The following is a 20688-nucleotide window of genomic DNA, read 5'->3' as shown; positions in this document are numbered from 1 at the left end:
ATCCTACGTCACGCAATCCAATCCGGCGTCAGCACGGCATCGGCAGCTTGGTGGTTCCCGAAGAACAGATTTCGGAATGGGGGATCTTTGACGGTTATGCCGGGCCAGGCACACACGTGAATCGTCCGATCGTCGGCATTTTGCGGGATGATTTTGTGGAATGGAGCGGTCATTCGGGACGATGAAGCATGAGCCGTGTGACAGTATCGGCACGAATTGTCATTGCCGGCGGCGGTGTCATTGCCGGTGGCGGCGGGCGAGTCTTGACGCGATATCCAAAACGATCGTGTCGTCGACGCCTGGACGCTAGCCATCCTCTGAGCGGTGGGTCGGTCCCTTGAAATTGGGCTGGTCCCGTCGAAGGCAGGGGGGGACAGCGATCATTGGCATCGTTTCGCGGGTCGCACGCTCGCATTCGGCAGCGTCCATTGCCCGTTCATTTGTCTGGTTGGGATTTCAGAGGCTCCTATGAGCAGTGACGTTGACAGTAAGCTCGATTCGTTGATCTCTCGAATTCAGTCGCTTAGCGGCGGTTCGGATGCGTCACGTCCGCCGATCGTGCCCGAGAAGGCGGCGGATTCACCGGTTCAGGGCGGCGGCAGTGCGGCGCAAGCACCCATGCGTGCCGGCGGCCAAACGGTAGGCGCCCCAGTGTCCACGGCGCCAACGTCCACTCGCCCAACATCGGCAAAACCGTCGACCGCGGGCCAAGCATCAGCGGCCCGGCCTGCGGTAGCGGTCCAGGCGGCGGGCTTCAAACCGTCCCGCGACGAACCTTGGCGGCCTTCGGAGTCGCTGGATCTAGAGGCGGCGGGAGTCAACGAAACTCTGCTCGAAGCGATCGTCTATCGATACATCCGCAACGTTGGCGAGACTTCGGGGCGGCGAATCGCCGACCAGGTGAAGTTGCCATTCGGGTTGATCGAGCCGATGTTGGCACGGCTGAAATCCGAACAAAACGTCGCCTACAAAAGCGCGACGACCACGAACGATTACGTGTACATCTTGACGGAAAGCGGCCGCGCGATCGCTCGCAGCCATATGCAAGACTGTACCTATTACGGGTCCTGCCCGGTTCCGTTGAAGGACTACATCGCAAGCGTCAAGCGGCAAACGATCGAAGGTCAGTATCCCAAGAAACGGGACTTGATGAAGGCTTTTAGCGATCTGCTGATCAATCCCAAGATGTTGAACAAGCTGGGCCCGGCGGTCGCCAGTGGTCGCGGTATGTTCCTGTTTGGGTTTCCCGGCAATGGCAAAACGTCGATCGCCGAACGGGTGACCGGTGCGTTTGGGAAATACGTTTGGATTCCACGCGCGATCGATATCGATGGCGATGTGCTGCGCGTGTTTGACCCGATGTGCCACGAATTGGCGATGCCCGAAGAATCGGGAGGCCTGTTGGACGTGGGCGGGTACGACAAGCGTTGGGTGCGGATTCTGCGCCCAACGATCATCGCCGGTGGTGAACTGACGATGGACATGTTGGAGGTCCAGAACAATTCGGAAAGCAACATCAGCGAGTCGCCGCTGCAGCTGAAAAGCAATTGCGGCACCTTGGTGATCGATGACTTTGGACGTCAACGCATGCGGGTCGACGAATTGCTGAACCGTTGGATCGTGCCGCTAGAGAAACGGTACGACTTTTTGAACATGGCTTCGGGCAAAAAGATCCAAGTGCCCTTTGACCAGTTGGTGGTCTTTAGCACCAACCTAGAACCCAAAGACCTGGTCGATGACGCGTTTCTGCGGCGGATTCCCTACAAGATCGAAGCCGAAAATCCACCGGAAGCGGATTTTCGTAAGCTGTTCGAAATCATGTGCAAGGTCGTCAAGATCCCGTACCAGCAGGACCCGATCGACTATCTGATCGCAAAGCACTACCAGGCGGTCGATCGACCGATGCGGATGTGTCAGCCACGCGACCTGTTGCTGCAGGTCAAGAACTATTGCCTGTACAACGACCTGCCGGTGGAACTGAAACGCGAGTACATGGATTTCGCGTGCGACAATTACTTCTCGGTCATGTAGCGTGGCGTGAGGGCGAGGGCGAGGACGCTGCGATCTTTTCTTGCTAGGTTGCGTCCAATGTGGAATGTAGGAAGAGTTCGAGTTCGAGTTTAAGTTCGAGTTTAAGTTGCGCTAACGCCGTTGTTGTTCAAAAACTCGAACTCGAACTCGAACTCGAACTCGAACTCGAACTCGAACTCGAACTCGAACTCGAACTCGAACTCGAACTCGAACTTTCTTGCGTTCTTTCTTCCTTCCTGCCCCCCCCCCCCAAAAAAAAGGGGGGCAGCGAGATTACGTGCATCGGAACGGTCGACTACCGTTCGCAGTCCGCCCCAGCGGGCCTCGATCAAGGGCTGCGTAGCAGCACGCCGACGGCCTCCAGGTACTTGGCGACGACTTCGACGTCGATCTTTTCCCACTTGTTGGACTTGTGGCGAAGGATGGCCAGTTTCATCATCTCGATCGCGTCCGAGAGATCTTCAGGCAACTCTGGAAGTCCGGCAAACGGTTGCACGGGCGTCGGCGTCTCTTCGACGTTTTCGGGGGCGATTCCCAGTCCGCCTGGGTCGGGAAGGTCGCTAGGCCCGGCCAAGGATTGCAGTTCTTCCTCGTCACCGAAGTCCGCATTTTCGTACGATTTGCCCACGGCGGTCCCGGGGTCGTCGTCATAATTCTTGGTGCCCGCGTCGCCTTCGGCCAGCGGTTCGACGCCTTCGTCGGTTTCGACTTCGACAATCTGGCTGGACGTTGGTCGTTGGGAATCGACGGCTCCGTGTGCCTGCCAGCGTTGTTCACGCATTCCAGCGACACTCCAACCGGATTCGACGGCGCCTTGCAGCCACAGCGGTGCATCTTCCCAATCCAGTGCGGCCAGGAAGTGGCTCCAGTAGAGTCCAGCGTAGGCGGCGTAGTTATCGGCGAAACGGTCGTGCACGCGGCGGAGACGACCGACGTGGGGTGCGGTGACACCGCCGACGCGGCGAGCCCAGGCTTCGTCGGAGTATTGGTCGGCGCCGACACCGGATTCGATCAAGGCGGCTCGCCAATCGCTGATGATGCGGCCCTTTTCCCAGTTGGTGGTGCTGATCAGTTCGTTCCAACGACCGACGAACGGGGTCGCAAGTTCGGCCAGTTGTTCGTCGTTTTGTTCGGGCGACGACACATTGGCGGCAACCTCGGACGCGACTTCGGCGACATCGTCGGCGATTCCATCTTCGATCGACGTGGTGGTTTCTGCGACGGGTTCGATTTCGGATGCGTCGGCAGCATCGGATTCGACCGATTCCGCTTCGGCAGTTTCGACTTCGGCCGATGGGGGGGCGGTGTCGGCAACCGCAGTGGCTTCGAGACTGGAATCGGCGACTTCGTCGGTGACGTCTTCGTATTCGCCGCTATCGCTAGCCGATGCGGCATCCGTTTCAAAAGCCTGGCGTGCTTCTTGGACTTCCGGATCCACAGGAGCGGTTACTTCCAGGTCGGCCAGCGGCTGTGGCACGCTGTCGTCACTCGATCCGGTGTCGGACATTTGGTCGGCGGTTTCCGTCGCCAATGCGGCGTCATCGGTCGGTGATAGGTTGGCGTCGTCGGGTGTCATGTGCATCCATCGCGGAGAAAAAGAATCTTCAAACGAGTGTCGCACTACGCTAGCGGGCGACAGGCTGGTTCGTGAAGTCTTGATGACGTCGGATCACGAATGAAAGCGAAATCAAGGGTCGATCGAATCAGGTGAGGAAGATGTGCGGTGTGGAAAAGATGTCGGGTCAGGGGCAAAGTGGTACCGCGAATCAAATCTAGGTCCGAATTCGATGTCGGACCCGAAGAAACGCCCCCTATTTCCAAGTCGCCTGGGGCAGGTTCGAAACGGCAGCCGAAGTCCACAAACTTTGCACGCGAATCGCAGATCCGGCTGACCGAAACGCGACATCCCCTGGGGGCCGCTTCCCATCCAAATTCCAATGCCTCTTCCAAGCACCCGCCCCCGTGCTTTCGGCTAACTGGGGCGATTGCCCAGGCGGCTAGCGGGGGGCGTCGTTCCTTTCCACCTGCTCTGTTCTGCTGGAACGGGCTCCGCCCCCGTTTTGAATTGACTTCGTCACACCGGTCACTTGGTGGCGGTGTAGGCGTATCGATTTTGCACGTCGGGATCCATCAAACCGATGTCGTTCCACGGACCGATCAGATCGCGAACGATCGATTCGAATCTCGTTTCCTGGCGATTTCGGATCGCCTGGCAAGCCTTGTCGGCGACCACCAAGAACGCGTCGTCATCGGCGCTCCACATCGCGGCCGGGATGGGGCGACCGGTGGACAGTGGTGCGGATGGTTGCCCCACCTGCAACCGTTCTTCACAGGCGATGGCGCCAGCAAAGTACAGCATGCAGGCAGCGGCAAACCGCGGGAAGTCGTCCATCACGTCATAGGCCGTGCTGACCAATTGATCCAACAGTCGGACCTCGCGATGAAAGTTGTGGGCGTAGTCCGCGATCATCGCATCACGGGTGTTCGATTCAGCCGTGGTCAGGATTTCGGCGATCCGCTGGACGCCGGAAAGCCCATGGGCGATGCCGGTGCTGTGCAAAGGGTCCAGCGTCAACGCGGCCGTCGGCAACATCAATGCACGTGGTCCACCGATTGGATCCACGTAACGTTGCAATCGTCCGGTTGTTCGCCAACCACCATCAGGGGCAACCCGATTGGCATCGGCAAGAGCCGCATCGATCGATGGGAATCCGGACCAATCCAGCGGTCGGTCTAGCGGCGCGGTGTAACCGACACTGGTGATGGGCGGCTTCGTTGGGGCTGCCGCAAATCGCAGCATCCACATCCAACCGTGTCCCAACAGATGGTGCTGGGCCGAGTCATCGCAATCAAACGGCAAGTCGCCGCCGGCAATGCCTGCGCGGCGCAGTGATGCCGACCAGCTTTGGACGCCCGTGAAATGAGCAAAGGTGCAGTGGGTTCGCGTGGCTAATGATTCCGTGCGATCAGCGACCGTTCGCATCCCCGCCATCACCGCCGCATGCCCTGATGCATCGATTACCCACTGGGCATCCAAGTGTTTTGTGGGGCCTGACCCCATGGTCAGCCTCCACCGCGTGCCAGCGGATTCCATCGCAACCAACTTCGCCGGTGCCAGCAACGTGGCGCCGGAATCGACCGCTTGGTCGCACAGATACGCATCCAGGTTGGGTCGGTACCACTGTGTGTCGGCCACGTCATCACGGGGACTGGCTGCGGCCAACAGGCTGCGCTGTCCCAATGCCGATTCGCAAAAGGATTGACCGCGCTGGTGCGAAAAATAACTGAAGCCGCGTTTGCGTCCCACCGGCAAATCGGTGTGGTGACGCTGCCAACCGCCCCAGGTCGACAACGAAACCAGGTCGTCCAGCCCGTAACGCAATCCCAGTCGCCGCAGCATGATGTCGGCAATCGGGGTCGACGATTCGCCGATCGCAAATCGTGGGTGGGACTGCGAATCAATGATCGCCACTCGCATACCCAGCGAAGTCAAAACGCGAGCCAAGATGGTGCCAGAGTAGCCCGAGCCGATCACGGCAACGTCGTACTGTTTCATCGGTCCAACGTCCGGGGGGATGGGGGCAGCTGAATCTTCTCTGGCCGGCCGGTGTTCTGCTGAGTCAGGTTCATTTGCTGCATCGCGGTGACCGCGGCATCCGATGCATCCAGATCCCACAGGTCCATTGTCACACAGGATTTGCCATCGGCGTCATCGATCGAGGCGGACAAGACGCCGGCCAATTGGTCGGTGGTGAACGGTGGCAAGCGATCCGCCTGTCCATTCCAGCCATGACCGGATCGGGCCGGAATCAGGCTGACGTGCCTGGCTCCGCAGCGGATTGCGTGACGTACCGAAAGCCGCGTCCAACGGATTGCTTCGGTTGCCGAGATGCCGGGGACTCCCAAGATCAAGAAGACTCGCAGCCCCACATTCTGGTCGTCCAGCCATGCGGCGTACGAATCAAAATCATCACGCGACATCTGTTTGCCCAGTCGATTTAACCATCGTGGTTGCACGGTTTCCAGTCCCACCGCGACCTCCAACGGTGCATCAATTCGATCGCGGAACGTTCGCAAACGTTCTTTACCAAACCGTGGGTGGTTTTCGACAATCACACGATCAAACGGTGTCAGCCGGTCGGCGATCGATGGATATTCTGCGACGGGGATACTGCGAGGATCAAAAAAGTTGCCGCTGTTGTACAGCTTGATCCAGTTGCTCTGTTCGGCAGGGGGGCTGGCGATCGGGTGGGCGTGGATGGCATCCGTGATTTGACGCGTGATCGCGCCGTCCGGGGTTGGTCGATCCAGGGTGTTTTGCCAAAGATCGCACATCGCGCACCCGATCGGGCACTCGGACGCCGTCAGGAACACGGTCAACACGTTGGCAAGACTGCCGTGTCCATCGGGTTCCGGTTCCGTCAGGACTAGATAGGGGCGGTCGGGCGACAGCGATGGATTGCGACCGATCAAGACCGCTTCCCCGCCCGCAGGGTTTGTTTCAGGTACTTGCCCGTCGCGTTCCCTTTCGCCTTGGCGACTGTTTCCGGAGTTCCGGCGGCAAGGATTTGGCCACCGCCGACCCCGCCTTCGGGGCCCAGGTCGATGATCCAGTCACAGGCTGCCAGCAGATCGAAATTGTGTTCGATCACCAACACCGTGTTGCCCGCATCGACCAATCGTTGCAGCACGCCCACCAAACGTTCGACATCGGCAAAGTGCAAACCGGTGGTCGGTTCGTCCAGTAGGTAGAGAGTTTGGCCGGTCGACGCGCGAGCCAGTTCGGTGCCCAATTTGATTCGCTGTGCTTCGCCGCCGCTGAGCGTCGTGCTGGCTTGTCCAAGGTGCACATAGCCCAGGCCAACATCCTGCAGCGAGCTCAGCAGTCGGTGGATTTTGGGCACGTTTTCGAAGAATTCGGTGGCTCCATCGACGGACATCTCCAGCACCTCGGCCACATTGGTTCCCTTGAACCGCACCTGCATCGTTTGCCGATTGAAACGTTTTCCGCCACATCGGGTGCAAGTGACAAACAGGTCGCTAAGGAAGTTCATCGAAATCCGTTCGACGCCGTGTCCTTTGCACAATTCGCACTGGCCGTCCTTCGAATTGAAACTGAATCGGCTGGCCGTGAACCCGCGTGTTTTGGCTTCGCGAGTCTTGGCAAACACCTTGCGGATTTCGTCCAGAACACCGGCATAGGTTGCCGGACAACTGCGCGGGCTGCGACCGATGGGGGCTTGGTCAATCGGGACCAGTTTGTCGATGCGGGTGGCACCACGCAGACTCTTGTGCGGACCGGGCCGTGCGCCGACCAGGCCCCGTTTCTTGGCCAGTGCGGGGTACAGGGTGTCATTGACCAGCGAGCTTTTCCCGCTTCCGGAAACACCGCTGATCCCGACCAGGCACCCGAGCGGGAATTCGGCGGTGACGTTTTTTAGGTTGTGCGTCGTCACATCTGTGATCGTTAACCACTGCTTGGGTTCGCGTCGCTGGTCGGGGATGGGGACGCTGCGAACGCCGCTGAGGTATTGTCCGGTCAAACTATCCGGATCGTCGGCGACCTCGCTGGGTTGCCCCTGGCTGATGATTCGTCCGCCATGTTTTCCTGCACCCGGGCCGATGTCGACCAGAAAATCAGCGTGCCGCATGGTGGCTTCGTCATGTTCGACGATCACGACGGTGTTGCCTTGGACCTGCAGTTGGCGGATGCAACCGATCAACCGGTCGTGGTCGCCCGGGTGCAGCCCGATCGATGGTTCGTCCAGCACATAGCAGACGCCGACCAGTCCGCTGCCGATGCTGGTGGCCAGACGCACCCGTTGCAGTTCGCCGCCGCTAAGCGAATCGGCTGGTCGATCCAGCGTCAGATAGGGCACCCCCACCTTCATCAAAAACTCTAGCCGCCGGGTGACTTCGCGAACGATCGGTTCGGCCACTTGCGTGTGCAGGGCCGATGTGTGGGACGTCACTTGACGCATCCATTCGATGGCACCGGACAGCGGTTGGGCTGTTAGCTGGTCGATCGACATGCCTGCGATCGTGACTCGGCGAGCCTCTGGGCGCAGTCGCGCACCGTCACATGCCGGGCAAACCGTTTTGGCGTCTCCGTCCCCCACGTGACCGAGTCCATCGCAGGTTGGGCAGGCGCCGTAGGGGCTGTTGAAACTGAACGTCCGCGGTTCTAACTCTTCAAAACTGGCTCCGCATTGGACGCACGCCATCGCCGTGCTGTAGATCGTCTCGGTCCATGCCCCGTCCTTGGAATCGGATGGGGCTTTGGAATCATCGGGCCGCTGAATCGATGTCGACATCAGGCCATCGCCCAGTCGCAACGCCAGATCGACCGATTCGTGCAATCGCGATTCGATGCCTTCGCGAATCGCCAGGCGGTCGATCACAGCCTCGATCGTATGGTTTTTCTTGGCCGCTAGCGGAGGCACGTCTTCTAGCAGATACAATTCCCCGTCCACACGAACCCGGATCAGGCCGGATTTCTGGATCGTTTCGAAGACTTCGCGATGGACGCCGCGGCGACCTCGGATCATCGGTGCCATCAACACCAATTTGGTCTTCGATGGCAAAGCCAGCAGTGATTGGCGAATCGCGTCTGCCGATTGCTGGGCGATGGAACTGCCGCATTGGCTGCAGTGGGGTGTTCCGACGCGGGCGAACAGCAGCCGCAGATAGTCGTAGATCTCGGTGATGGTCGCAACGGTGCTGCGGGCGCCCGAATTGCCCTGTTTCTGGTCAATCGCCAAGGTCGGTGCCAGCCCATCGATCGTATCGACATCGGGGCGCGGGATTTGGTCCAGGAACTGACGTGCGTAGGCGGACAAACTGTCGATGTACTGGCGTTGCCCTTCGGCATACAGGGTATCGAAGGCCAGCGAGCTTTTTCCGCTGCCCGAGACACCGGTGATGACGGTCACCGCGTCGCGTGGGATGTCGATGTCGACGCTTTGCAGATTATGGACACGGGCACCACGAATCCGAATGAAAGCGGAATGGGCGTCAGCCGGTCGTTTCAAAACGGACGATTTCGCAGCGGGCGGTTTCAAAGCGGACACACGGCAACCGATTCGGGGGGGTAGGGATTTCTGGCTAGATTTTCTGGTGCGAAAGATTCTGCGTTGTATGTTTTCTCATTGGCGTCCTCGCCTCGTCGTTTCCACACCGCTTTGATTCACCGCAAGCTGGCCTTCGTGTCAGCACTGCTGTGCCGATGTTTCGGCGCGGTGCATTCCGTGTCGCCGTTCTTGGAGGCCAGTGGTACGATGATAGGAGACCCGGCAACGTGCCCCCCCAGTCATTCACCCGTAAGATTACAGCAAGAGGCCAACGTTGGAACGGGCGGAAACCCCACCGATGATCGACCTGCGACGGTTCGCCGATCGCGAGCACCTGTTGCTGGCGTCCTATGCGATGCACAGTCGCGACAGTCGGGGACGGATCTATGACGAACCGGAACACGCCTACCGAGGCCCGTTTGCCCGCGACCGCGACCGGATCCTGCATAGCAGTGCGTTTCGCCGGCTGAGCGGGAAAATGCAGGTGTTCACGGGCGAAATGGGGATCTATCACCGAACTCGCCTGACCCACACTTTCGAAGTCGCATCGGTTGCGCGCACGATCGCCCGGGTGCTGCGACTGAACGAGGATCTGACCGAAGCCCTGGCGCTGATGCACGACGTCGGCCACCCACCCTATGGCCACTGTGGTGAAGACGTCTTGGCCGAAGCGATGCATGCGGTGGGCGGGTTTTCGCACAACGGATTCGCATTGGTCATCGTGACCGAATTGGAACAGCGTTACAGCCGGTTCTTGGGCTTGAATCTGTCGGCCGAAACATTGGCCGGGCAAGACACTCGAGCTCACAAAGCCGAAGCCGCCGTCGGGCGTTCGCCGATCCTAGAAGTCCAAATCGTCGACCTTGCCGATTCCATCGCCTATGACGCGCACGATGTGGACGATGCGTTGCAGATGGGATTGCTTTCGATCGACGAACTATCCGAATTGGCCGTCGTGCGTCGATCGTTGGAATCGATTCGCGTCAAACACGGGATGTTGCCGACAACCCAACTTCGGCAGTTGTTGGTGCACGAATTGATCGATCTGCAGGTCAGCGACCTATTGCAGATGGCCGTGGAACAACTGCGACCCTACGACGGGTACCGGGCCGGTGAATTGTGCGAGGCCGGTGTGCGGATCAATCACAGCGATTCCCTCGGACGCGAACGCAGCGAATTAGAAGCGTTTTTGTTCGATGCCGTTTATCGCCACAAACGGCTGATACCGGTTCGCGATGCGGCGGCCGATCGGCTGCGGACGTTGTTCGATATCCTGTCGGCCAAGCCCGACCGTTTGCCACTGCGATTTCGTGTGCGAGCGGAAAAAATGCCGGTGCAAAAGGTCGTGGGCGAATACTTGGCCGGCATGACCGACGCGTTCTGCGATGCCCAGCACCGCTACGCGACCGAGCACAACGCCGGTCCGCTGGCGGATTGGTAGCGCTGGCTGGTTCTGGGTGCCAATCGTTGGGCTACTTCGATTTCGCTCGCAGACGCTGGATGTCGCCTTCGACGGATTCGCGTTGCTTGGCCAGATCGGCCAGGCTGTCGCGTTCGCCCTGGACCACTTCGGCAGGGGCTCGGGATACGAAGCTTTCGTTGTTCAGCTTCTGTTGCTTGCCCGTGATCTGTTTGACCAGTTGGCCGTGCAGCTTTTCCAATCGAGCCAGTTCGGCTTCGATGTCGATGAACTTTTCCAGGTCCACGTGGACATCGATATCGATCGATGGGATGGAAAGCGGTCCATCGGTTTCGAAAGGTTTGGCGTCGGGGCCTAGCGAGATCACTTCCGCTCCGGCCAATCCTTCCAGGTAGGCCCGCATCGGTTCCAGCAGTTCGGTCGACGACTGGCTGCATCGAATCGCAACCGGCAACGTTTCGCGCGGAGCGATGTTCTGGCTGGCTCGGATCTTTCGGATCGCGCCGACGACTTCTTGGAATTCGGCGAACTGTCGTTCGATCCCTTCGTCATGATGGCTAGCGATGGCAACGGGCCAATCCGCCGTCATGACAAATCGGTTCGCTTGCGCGGGTTCTAGACCTCGCTGCGGAGCCAATTCGTTCAGGTACCCCCAAATCGATTCGGTCACGAAGGGCATCGTCGGGTGCAGCAGCCTTAGCAGCGTGTCCAGCCCGTGAGCCATCACCGACTGAGTCAACGCACGCTGGCTTTCGTCGGCCAAACGCGGTTTGGCGATTTCCACATAGAAGCTACAGAATTCATCCCAGGCAAAGTCGTACAGCAATCGCGACACTTCGGCGAACCGGTAGTGTTCGATGCCTTCGGTCACTTGTGTGGTGACCGATGACAGCCGGCTTAGCAGCCATTTGTCTTCCAGCGGCAACGCGTCGACGTCGATCGATTGCGGCTGGTACCCGTCCATGTTCATCATCACGAAACGAGCCGCGTTCCAAAGCTTGTTGACGAAGTTACGAGCCGTTTCGAATCGCTCGCTAACCACGGCCGCTTTGGGAAGCGATTTGTCGGCTTCGGTTTCTGCCCACTGAGTCGAAAATTCGGCTTTGCATTCAGGGCAAGCCATCTTGGGAAGCGACCGGTTCTTCTTCGTTTGGTCGATCAGCTTTTCGCAGGCGGGACATTCGTACTGGACCGGCATGCGGACGTCTTGCGTGTCGGTGGCCAAGCGGGCCAAGCCGAAACGCAGTGCATCGGGACCGAACTTGTCGATCACATCGTTCGGGTCGACGCCGTTGCCCTTGCTCTTGGACATCGTTTCGCCCAATCCGTCCAGGATCTTGGGGTGAATGAACACTTCGCGGAAGGGAACCACGCCCAGGTTGTTGCGGCTCATCAACACCATTCGGGCAACCCACAATGTGATGATGTCGCGCGATGTGATCAACGTGCTGGTCGGATAAAAGTATTCCAGTTCCGCAGTCTTTTCGGGCCACCCCAGCGTGCTGTGTGGCCACAGGGCTGACGAGAACCACGTGTCCAGAACGTCCGGGTCGCGTTCCAGGCCGAGGGCTTCGATCGCCGATTCACGCGGATCGCCTTCGGTTTTCAAGCATACGAACACACCGCGGGTATCGTCGTCGGCGGTATCCACTTGGCAACGCGCCGTATCGGTGTCGGAACCAATCGCCGCATTGATCTTTTCGACCAACTGGTCGGCTTCGTCGGTCGTCAGTCCCGTCTTGGACCAGATCGGGATTTGATGTCCCCACCACAATTGTCGGCTGACCGGCCAATCACGTTTTTCGCCCAACCAGTCCAAGTAACCCTTGCGGTAACGAGTCGGGAAGATTTTGACTTCTTCGTCGCGTACCGCCGACATCGCCGACTCGGCAAGTTCGTCCATCCGCACGAACCATTGGTCGGCCAAATAGGGTTCGATCGGTGTCTTGCTGCGGTCGCTGTGCGGCAGTTCGATTTCGCGGTCTTCGATATCACCAAGCAGTTCTAGTTCTTCGAGAGCCGCAACGACGGCTTTGCGTGCTTTGGGAATCGTCAGCCCTTCGAACGTGCCGGCATCGGCATTCAGTGTTCCGTCGGGGTTCAGCAGGTTGATCATGGGCAGACCGACGCGCAGACCGACTTCGTAGTCGTTCGGGTCGTGGGCCGGGGTGATCTTCACACAACCGGATCCCAGTTCGGGTTTGGCCCACACGTCGGCGATCAGCGGGATCGGTCGATCGGCAAGTGGCAATTGCAGCATCCGGCCATCGTTGGCCATGTCACGCAATTGGATCAGCCCGGGCAGCATCGTGTCGCGGCGTTTGGCCAACGCATCGATTTGCTTTTGTACCAGCGGTTTTTCTTTCTCCGATGCTTCGGCTAGTTTGGCCTGCAGTTCAGCGGCCACTTTGTCGAACGCTTTTTCGGGGTCCGGGTGCACCGCGACGGCGGTATCGCCCAACATCGTTTCGGGCCGCGTCGTCGCAATCTCCACTCGCGTGGGTTCGCCCGGTTTGGGATCGATGACCGGATACGAAAAGTGCCAGAAGTGGCCTTTCTGGGTGACGTTTTCGACTTCGTCGTTGGATACGGCTGTTTGCAAAAACGTGTCCCAATTGACCAACCGCTTGCCGCGGTAGATCAAGGCTTTGCCAAACAGGTCAAAAAACGTCGCTCGCACAGCGGCGGCACATTGTTCGTCCAGTGTGAAGCGAACTCGTTGCCAGTCACAGCTGCATCCCATTCGCTTCAGCTGTTCAACGATGCGTTTTTCATATTGGTCTTTCCAGTCCCAAATGCGCTTGACCAATTCTTCGCGGCCCAGGTCATGCCGGGTTAGGTTTTCGTTTTCTTTCAGCCGTCGTTCCACGACCGCTTGGGTGGCGATACCGGCGTGGTCGGTGCCCGGCATCCACAGGGCTTCGTATCCCTGCATCCGTTTGGTCCGGATGACCATGTCCTGCAGCGTGTTGTTCAGCCCGTGGCCGAGGTGCAACGCGCCGGTCACGTTGGGCGGCGGGATCACGATCGTGAAAGGTTTGCGATCCGGATTGACTTCCGCGTGGGCACATTGGGCCTGGTCCCAATCCTTGGCGATCTGCTGAGCCGCTTCGGCGTGTTCGAATCGAGTCGGAATCGTCGAGTCTTCGTTCATGATGATTCAGTGACAGAGAGAAATGTGCGACGGAAAGCGCGGAGGAAAGTTTGGATTGCAGTCAGCGATTTTTTGGGGGGCGATTCGTTCACCCGGCCATGTTTACGCTTGTTTGGCTGCGTCTTCTTTGTGCAGTTTGTATTCGACGGCGTCGGTCAGCGCCTGCCAACTGGCTGCGATGATGTTTTCGCTGACACCGATGGTGCCCCAGGTTTCGTCGGCGTCACCGCTTTCGATGTTCACCCGAATGGACGCTTCGGTGCCGCCCCCGGAATCGACCACACGGACCTTGTAATCGAGTAGCCGCATTTCGTTCAGGCTGGGGTAGGTATCCGACAACGTTTTTCGCAGTGCCGCATCCAACGCATTGACCGGGCCGTGGCCTTCGGCGGCGTCAAAGAACAGCTTGTCACCAATTTCTAGTTTGATGATGGCTTCGGCAAACACGACTTCGTTTTGGAAATCGCGATCGCCCGCAACAATGCGATATTTGATCGGATGAAAGTGAGGGGTGAACGAATCCGACAGCTTTTTGATCAGCAGGTCGAACGACGCGCCGGCGTTTTCGAATTGGTAGCCCTGATTTTCCAGCCGAACGACTTCGGACAAAATCTTGTCCATCAGTTTGCGATCGTCTTGGATGTTGTGCTTGGTCGCGATCGCGACGATGTTGCTGCGTCCGGAAAGCTCGCTGACCAGGATTCGGCGTTCGTTCCCGACCAATGCCGGGTCGATGTGTTCGTAAGTCTTGGCCGCTTTGTTGATCGCGTGGACGTGCATGCCGCCTTTGTGGGCAAACGCACTTTGACCGACAAAGGGCTGGCCGCCGCGCCACTGTAGGTTAGCCGTTTCGTAGACATACCGGCTTAGTTCGGTCAGATGTTTCATGTTGCGGCCGCCCAGCACGCTGAAGCCTTTCTTCTTCAACGCCAAATTGGCCATCACCGAGATCAAGTCGGCGTTGCCGCAGCGTTCACCGATCCCGTTGATCGTGCCTTGGACCTGAGTCGCACCGGCATCGACGGCCGCCAGCGCGTTGGCCACGGCAAGTTCACCGTCGTTGTGCGTATGGATGCCGATCTGAACGTCATAGTCCTTGGTCCCGTCGATCGCCGCGGTCGTGACCTCCGCGATCCGTTCGGGCAACGTGCCGCCGTTTGTATCGCACAACACCAAGTACTTGGCGCCGGCCGACGCTGCCGCCCGCAACGTTTCGATCGCGTAGGCGGGGTTGGCTGTGTAGCCGTCAAAGAAGTGTTCGGCGTCGTAAATCACTTCGCTGTTTCGGCCCAGGAATTCGGCGCTCTCGCCGATCATCGCCAGGTTTTCGTCCAAGGTGACGTTCAAAACGTCCGTGGCGTGGTAGTCCCAGGTTTTGCCAACCAGGGTGATGCAGGGCGTGCCGGCCGCAACCAGACACTTCATCCCCGGATCGTCTTCGGCCTTCATCGATCGCCGCCGCGTCATCCCGAACGCACAAACCTTGGTGTCGCCCAGGTTTTCTTTGCGAATCTGTTCAAAGAACGCGACGTCTTTTTCGTTCGACAGCGGGTATCCGCCTTCGACAAAATCGATTCCCAATTCGGCCAAACGGCGTGCGATGTTCAGTTTGTCTTGCAGCGAAAAACTGATGCCTTCCCCCTGCGAACCGTCGCGAAGGGTGGTGTCATAGATCTGGATCGGCTTGAGCGTCATGTTCTTCTTCTTCAGCGTTTTCAGCAGCGGCGGTAGGTACGGGGCGACATCAGGTTTCGTCGATGAACAGTGAATCTCGTTGACGACAACTCGGGGGGGATGACGCAGGTTTTCCAAAAACAGGGGGGGGGCAGCATTACCGCTGTGCGAATAGGGAAGGCCGTGGGCCGAAAGGATACGAAAAAACCCCCGAACCCATGGAGGCCTCGGGGGTGAAATATGGCATTTTGATTCGAGTCGCACCAAGAGGAAGTCGGTTCCTCGGGGGTGCGCCAGGTTTCGTCCCCGCGTCAGCCTCGGCTTACAATGCCGACGACGCGGTCAATAATCGATGGCAGTTTCGGGTCAGTCACGCGGTGAATTTCCATGGATGGTTCAATGGGATGCCCCGAAAGGATAGACCGGCTGTCGAAAGTGTCAATCACGGGCCAAAGGAGTGTGCGAATGAACAGTCGATTTGGGACGCGTGTTTTCCTGCCCCGAAATGAATCGTGACATCACGCTGGCGATGCTGGGTTGATGGATGCGCACCCGAACTAGCGGATATCAAGCAGTTCGACTTTGAAGTGCAGCGTGGCATTGGGCGGAATTCCCGGGGTTCCACGGGTTCCGTAGCCCAGTTCCGACGGGATTTCGAGCTCGATCATGCCCCCTTCGCTGACGTACTGCAGTCCCTCGGTCCAGCCGGGAATGACGCCGTTGAGGCCAAAGGATGTGGGTTCGTTGCGGGTGTAGGACGAATCGAAGATTTGACCGTTGTCCAGCCAACCCGAGTAATCCACGGTCACGCGATCGCTGGGACCAGGCATTTCGCCATTGCCCTTCCGCAAAATCCGATACTTCAGGCCCGAATCGGTCGTCGTAAATTCTTCGGGAGCATCGGGATCGATCGAGGCAGGTCCGCGTTGGGGACCGGCGCAAGATGCCGCGGTCAAACAAAGAAACGTTAATAACCAAAGTGCAGGACGGCCGGAAATCTTGAATGTGTGCATCGAAATCGCAGTGGACGACAAGGAATAGGAAGAAGGGGGCAAATCACCAGTGGCAAACGCGATTGCCCGCCGCATGTGTTCAGTTTCTCAGCTTTTGGCGAGGGCCACAACCGATGCAGCAATCCGCCTGACTCTTAGACCGCATAGGGGTTTTGGCCGTCGATCGTTCTGGGGCGTTCTGTTTCTGTGCCGCTGGGAGGGACGCTCGCACCCGGACGTCGACCGGTGACGATGGCAGCCACGATGAATCCCGTGCTGACCATCTGCAGTAGATTTCCCGCGAAGTTGATCAACATGATTCCGGTGCCCAGCGAGTCCATGCTGATCAGCTGTGACAAAATAACGGGGGCCACCAAGCCCACGATCGTCACCAACAACTGAATGCTAAATCCGATCAACGCGTACTTCTTGGCTTGGCTGTGATCGCTGGCTCGGATGGCAATGAAGATGAAGACGCCGACGCCAAAGAAGAACGAAATCAGAGTCTGCGCAGCATAGATCCAGGTCAGCCAGGGGAGGGATTGTGACACTGCGTTCATCCAACAAATGTGAAGGTTTCAAGTCTGCAGCCCAATTAGCCTGTCGGAGTGTGCCGCTGGAGATGCCCACCAGTTATTCTAGGGCATTCCCATGCCAACCATGACCCAAGGTCGTCGGCCGTGTTGACGTTTCGTTGTCGTCACCGATCCTGCGATGGCTTGCGTCTTGGAGGCCAAGCAGGCCAACGGCATGCCCTACCTTTGGATGCAATCCTACCTGTCCCGTTCGACTGATTGAGAAACACCCCATGATTCGCTCACTTTCCAGATGCCTGTTCGGCATGCTTGCCGTTGTTGTTCTTTCCGCGCCGGTATCCGCCCAAATGATCGTCGCCCACCGTGGTGCTTCGCACGACGCGCCCGAAAACACGCTGTCGGCGTTCCGCTTGGCTTGGCAGCAAGGAGCCGACGGTGTCGAAGGCGATTTCTATCTGACGGCCGACGATCAGATTGTGTGCATCCATGATCGCGACACCAAGCGAACCGCAGGTACCCAAAAGATGGTCGAAGCGTCGACATTGGCTGAACTTCGCACGCTGGAATACGGTAGTTGGAAGAACAAGAAGTTTGCTGGCGAATCGATCCCCACCTTGGACGAAGTGATCGAGACCGTGCCGGAGGGCAAGAAGTTGATCATCGAGTTGAAGTCGACGTTGCGGATCGTGCCGAAGTTGGTCGAGACACTGAAGAAGCACCAGGACAAGCCGATCGAGTGGATCGTGATCGCCTTTGATGCCCCCACCGCTGCCGCGTTCAAGAAACAGATGCCTGATGTGAAGACGCACTGGTTGACCAGTTTTAAACAAAGCACGCCGGTATCGGCCTATCAACCGACCGCCGCTCGAATCGCTGCCACAGTCGATAAGATTGGCGTGGACGGTGTCGGGATGAACGGCAAGACCGAGGTGATCGACGCCGAATTTGTGAAGGCGTTGAAGGCCGGCGGCTGTCCCGAATTTCACGTCTGGACGATCGATGATGTGGCTACCGCAAAAACCTTCCAGTCCCTCGGTGCGATGGGCGTGACCACCAACGTCCCCGCCGTCATCGGCGCTGCACTGCGCTAAGGAATCGATCGGCACCCGTAGCGCAACTCGCCAAGAGTTGCGGCCGGGATGGCGCCCTCACCCGTAGCGCAAGTCGCCAAGACTTTCGGCCGGGATCGCGCCCAATCTTGTGAGCCGCGATCGCGTGAGCGGCCGGGAATAGGACTCGGAAACTCGGCTCCGTCGGCTGGCTGTCGTGTGTCATCGCGCCTGTGTTGGATGGCCGAAAGTCTTGGCGACATTCGCTACGGGTGCAGCCGTAGCGCAACTCGCCAAGAGTTTCGGCCGGGATCGCGCCCAATCTTGTGAGCCGCGATGGCGTGAGCGGCCGGGAATCGGGCTCGGAAAACTCGGCTTCGTCGGCTGGCCGTCGCGTGCCATCGCGCCTGCGTTGGATGGCCGAAAGTCTTGGCGACATTCGCTACGGGTGCACTGGTAGCGCAAGTCGCCAAGACTTTCGGCCGCGATGGCGTGAGCGGCCGGGAATCGGGCTCGGGAAACTCGGCTTCGTCGGCTGGCCGGCGTGTGCCATCGCGTCTGTGTTGGATGGCCGAAAGTCTTGGCGACATTCGCTACTCACCCGTAGCGCAACTCGCCAAGAGTTTCGGCCGGGATGGCGCCCTCACCCGTAGCGCAAGTCGCCAAGACTTTCGGCCGGGATGGCGCCCAATCTTGTGAGCCGCGATGGCGTGAGCGGCCGGGAATCGGGCTCGGAAACTCGGCTCCGTCGGCTGGCCGTCGTGTGCCATCGCGTCTGTGCCCGATGGCCGAAAGTCTTGGCGACATTCGCTACGGGTGCAGCCGTAGCGCAACTCGCAAAGAGTTTCGGCCGCGATCGCGTTAGCGGCCGGGAATCGGGCTCGGAAACTAGGCTTCGTCGGCTGGCCTTCGTGTGCCATCGCGTCTGCGTTGGATGGCCGAAAGTCTTGGCGACATTCGCTACTCACCCGTAGCGCAAGTCGCCAAGAGTTTCGGCCGGGATGGCGCCCTCACCCGTAGCGCAAGTCGCCAAGACTTTCGGCCGGGATCGCGCCCAATCTTGTGAGCCGCGATCGCGTGCGCGGCCGGGAATCGGGCTCGGGAAAATTGGCTTCGTCGGCTGGCTGTCGTGTGCCATCACGTCTGTGCCCGATGGCCGAAAGTCTTGGCGACATTCGCTACGGTGCAACTCGCCAACCGTTTCGGTATCAGCTGTTCTGAGTCGGGAAGACTCGTTTGGGGAACCAGGCTCCGTCGCGAACGTTGACGATCGCACGCAGTTCTCCGTCTTCGTTGATCGCAGCAGCTTCGTCGTCATCCGTGGTGCGGCGAATTTGCAGACCATGTCCCAGTCGAACCGACTCGTCTTCGTCGATCTCGATTTGCGGCATATGGGCGACCGCCATGATGGGCGGCAACAGCAGCGGTTCCAGATCGTCTTCGGCCAGTCGCTGGACCGACACCGCTTTGGTGTGGACGAAACGCCCGACGCCGTGGCGGCATAAGTGTGACATGACGGCGACGGACCCGGCGGCGCGTGCCAGGTCCATCCCCAGCGTGCGAATGTAGGTTCCCGAACCGCACTGAATGTCCAGTTCGATCTCTGGGAACTGGTACTTCAATATCTGAAGCGTGTCGATTTGGACCTGCCGCGATGGCATGTCGACGTCTTCGCCGGCTCGAACCCGTTCGTGTGCCCGGACTCCGTCGATCCAGATGGCCGAATGGGCGGGCGGCGTTTGAGTGATTGTGCCGATCAGGCCGGTGGCTGCCGTTTGCAGCTGGTCCAACGTGGGGATCGGCAGGTCGGGATGTTGGGCGACTTCGCCCTCCAGGTCTCCCGAAACGCTGGATTGGCCCAACAGAAACTTGCCCCGATAATGTTTCACTTGTTGTTGAACATAGGGCACCAGCCGGACGGCGCGTCCAACGCCCATCACCAAAACGCCTTCGGCCAACGGGTCCAAGGTTCCCGCATGGCCGACTTTGACCTTCGCTCCGTCGTCCGTGCGAAGCCCACGCAATCGCCGCTGAACTACGTTGACCGCGTCACGGGATGTCATGCCAGGCGGCTTGTAGCAGTTGATGAATCCGAACACGTGGGCCGCAGGGGAAGTCGGGTGTTGCCAGGAAAGTCGAAGCGATAGCTTTACAAAAAAACGCGGTGGACCCAAGCCGCCCAATTTCCCCTTCCCTTCGTCGCACGTGTTGTCATGAACCAAAACCCGGATGAATCGGTGCCCGAGAAACTTGTGTTCACCGGGACGCGTTTCAATGTTCACCAAATGGTCCTGACCGGCAGCGACGGACAAACGTACCATCGCGAAGTGATTCGGCACCCAGGTGCCGTGGTGTTGCTGCCGTTGATCGATGATGACACCGTCGTGTTGATCGAAAACACTCGCGCAACGGTTGGCGAAACCCTGCTAGAACTTCCCGCAGGGACCCGCGAAGCCGGCGAGGATGCGGAAGTGACCGCCGGCCGCGAACTGATCGAAGAAACCGGCTATGCCGCCGGCTCATTGACGAAGATCCACGAATTCTATTCGGCACCCGGGATTTGTGACGAACTGATGCATTTGTACGTTGCACGAAGCCTGACCAAGGGGCAGCATGCCCGTGAAGCGGTGGAGCAAATCGAGAACCACGTTGCCACGCGATCCGATGTGGCTAGATACATTGGCGAGGGCAGGATCCGAGACGCCAAGACGTTGATCGGGTTGTATTTGTTTTTGTACTCGCCCGTCGTGAATGCCTGAGCC

At 58.9% G+C, this 20688-nt stretch carries 14 protein-coding genes; 4 read left to right on the top strand and 10 right to left on the bottom strand.

The genetic code is table 11. The features are described 5' to 3' along the window. Positions 1–8 precede the first annotated feature (8 nt). Positions 9–173: a hypothetical protein gene (locus tag K227x_RS30800; protein WP_218933473.1), complete on the bottom strand. Its 165-nt coding sequence runs from the start codon at positions 171–173 to the stop codon at positions 9–11. A 295-nt stretch (positions 174–468) separates the two neighbouring features. On the opposite strand from K227x_RS30800, the gene K227x_RS22990 reads away from it, so the two are divergent. Next, positions 469–2031, top strand: a complete 1563-nt coding sequence (locus tag K227x_RS22990) for an AAA family ATPase (RefSeq protein WP_246146091.1) — start codon at positions 469–471, stop codon at positions 2029–2031. Positions 2032–2359: 328 nt separating this feature from the next. Here K227x_RS22990 and K227x_RS22985 read toward each other — a convergent pair whose 3' ends face one another. The 4 genes from K227x_RS22985 to uvrA all read right to left on the bottom strand — a co-directional run bounded on the left by K227x_RS22985 (position 2360) and on the right by uvrA (position 9062). Then, entirely contained in the window at positions 2360–3607 is a 1248-nt protein-coding gene (locus K227x_RS22985; RefSeq protein ID WP_145173370.1) for a hypothetical protein, read from the bottom strand. A gap of 507 nt (positions 3608–4114) precedes the next feature. Continuing rightward, positions 4115–5587 carry an NAD(P)/FAD-dependent oxidoreductase gene (locus K227x_RS22980; RefSeq protein ID WP_145173367.1) on the bottom strand — a complete coding sequence of 491 codons (1473 nt, stop codon included), beginning with the start codon at positions 5585–5587 and terminating at the stop codon, positions 4115–4117. After that, positions 5584–6504: a hypothetical protein gene (locus K227x_RS22975; RefSeq protein WP_145173364.1), complete on the bottom strand. Its 921-nt coding sequence runs from the start codon at positions 6502–6504 to the stop codon at positions 5584–5586. Before K227x_RS22975 ends, K227x_RS22980 begins: the two co-directional genes overlap by 4 nt. Then, entirely contained in the window at positions 6501–9062 is a 2562-nt protein-coding gene (gene uvrA, locus K227x_RS22970) for an excinuclease ABC subunit UvrA (protein ID WP_246146089.1), read from the bottom strand. Before uvrA ends, K227x_RS22975 begins: the two co-directional genes overlap by 4 nt. 337 nt (positions 9063–9399) lie before the next feature. Here uvrA and dgt point away from each other — a divergent pair, with 337 nt between their 5' ends. Further along, entirely contained in the window at positions 9400–10542 is a 1143-nt protein-coding gene (dgt, locus tag K227x_RS22965) for a dGTP triphosphohydrolase (protein ID WP_145173361.1), read from the top strand. A 31-nt stretch (positions 10543–10573) separates the two neighbouring features. Here dgt and K227x_RS22960 read toward each other — a convergent pair whose 3' ends face one another. The 4 genes from K227x_RS22960 to K227x_RS22945 form a co-directional block, all read right to left on the bottom strand. Further along, positions 10574–13675, bottom strand: coding sequence for a valine--tRNA ligase (locus tag K227x_RS22960; protein ID WP_145173358.1), 3102 nt, complete (start codon positions 13673–13675; stop codon positions 10574–10576). Positions 13676–13777: 102 nt separating this feature from the next. Next, positions 13778–15370: a citramalate synthase gene (gene cimA, locus K227x_RS22955; protein WP_145173355.1), complete on the bottom strand. Its 1593-nt coding sequence runs from the start codon at positions 15368–15370 to the stop codon at positions 13778–13780. A 536-nt stretch (positions 15371–15906) separates the two neighbouring features. Beyond that, the gene (locus K227x_RS22950; RefSeq protein WP_218933472.1) at positions 15907–16362 is read right to left on the bottom strand and encodes an FKBP-type peptidyl-prolyl cis-trans isomerase; all 456 of its coding nucleotides are present in this window, start codon (positions 16360–16362) and stop codon (positions 15907–15909) included. Positions 16363–16496: 134 nt separating this feature from the next. Beyond that, positions 16497–16892: a hypothetical protein gene (locus tag K227x_RS22945; protein WP_145173349.1), complete on the bottom strand. Its 396-nt coding sequence runs from the start codon at positions 16890–16892 to the stop codon at positions 16497–16499. Between the two features lie 257 nt (positions 16893–17149). Here K227x_RS22945 and K227x_RS22940 point away from each other — a divergent pair, with 257 nt between their 5' ends. Then, on the top strand, positions 17150–17968 hold the full coding sequence (locus K227x_RS22940) for a glycerophosphodiester phosphodiesterase (protein WP_145173344.1): 819 nt from the start codon (positions 17150–17152) through the stop codon (positions 17966–17968). Positions 17969–19134: 1166 nt separating this feature from the next. Here the strand turns inward: K227x_RS22940 and truB are convergent. After that, on the bottom strand, positions 19135–20247 hold the full coding sequence (truB, locus tag K227x_RS22935) for a tRNA pseudouridine(55) synthase TruB (RefSeq protein ID WP_145173342.1): 1113 nt from the start codon (positions 20245–20247) through the stop codon (positions 19135–19137). Between truB and K227x_RS22930 the strand changes: the two genes are divergently transcribed. Continuing rightward, the gene (locus K227x_RS22930) at positions 20140–20685 is read left to right on the top strand and encodes an NUDIX hydrolase (RefSeq protein ID WP_145173339.1); all 546 of its coding nucleotides are present in this window, start codon (positions 20140–20142) and stop codon (positions 20683–20685) included. The two genes, truB and K227x_RS22930, sit on opposite strands and share 108 nt — an antisense overlap. Positions 20686–20688 lie beyond the last annotated feature (3 nt).

This window comes from Rubripirellula lacrimiformis (genome assembly GCF_007741535.1).
In the GTDB taxonomy this organism is placed as follows: domain Bacteria; phylum Planctomycetota; class Planctomycetia; order Pirellulales; family Pirellulaceae; genus Rubripirellula; species Rubripirellula lacrimiformis.
This window is presented reverse-complemented; position numbering and strand designations above follow the sequence as displayed.

Coding starts and splice junctions, on each gene's coding strand:
- K227x_RS30800 (WP_218933473.1), bottom strand. CDS start 173: ATGACCGCTCCATTCCACAAAATCATCCCGCAAAATGCCGACGATCGG.
- K227x_RS22990 (WP_246146091.1), top strand. CDS start 469: ATGAGCAGTGACGTTGACAGTAAGCTCGATTCGTTGATCTCTCGAATT.
- K227x_RS22985 (WP_145173370.1), bottom strand. CDS start 3,607: ATGACACCCGACGACGCCAACCTATCACCGACCGATGACGCCGCATTG.
- K227x_RS22980 (WP_145173367.1), bottom strand. CDS start 5,587: ATGAAACAGTACGACGTTGCCGTGATCGGCTCGGGCTACTCTGGCACC.
- dgt (WP_145173361.1), top strand. CDS start 9,400: ATGATCGACCTGCGACGGTTCGCCGATCGCGAGCACCTGTTGCTGGCG.
- K227x_RS22960 (WP_145173358.1), bottom strand. CDS start 13,675: ATGAACGAAGACTCGACGATTCCGACTCGATTCGAACACGCCGAAGCG.
- cimA (WP_145173355.1), bottom strand. CDS start 15,370: ATGACGCTCAAGCCGATCCAGATCTATGACACCACCCTTCGCGACGGT.
- K227x_RS22950 (WP_218933472.1), bottom strand. CDS start 16,362: ATGCACACATTCAAGATTTCCGGCCGTCCTGCACTTTGGTTATTAACG.
- K227x_RS22940 (WP_145173344.1), top strand. CDS start 17,150: ATGATTCGCTCACTTTCCAGATGCCTGTTCGGCATGCTTGCCGTTGTT.
- K227x_RS22930 (WP_145173339.1), top strand. CDS start 20,140: ATGAACCAAAACCCGGATGAATCGGTGCCCGAGAAACTTGTGTTCACC.
- truB (WP_145173342.1), bottom strand. CDS start 20,247: ATGGTACGTTTGTCCGTCGCTGCCGGTCAGGACCATTTGGTGAACATT.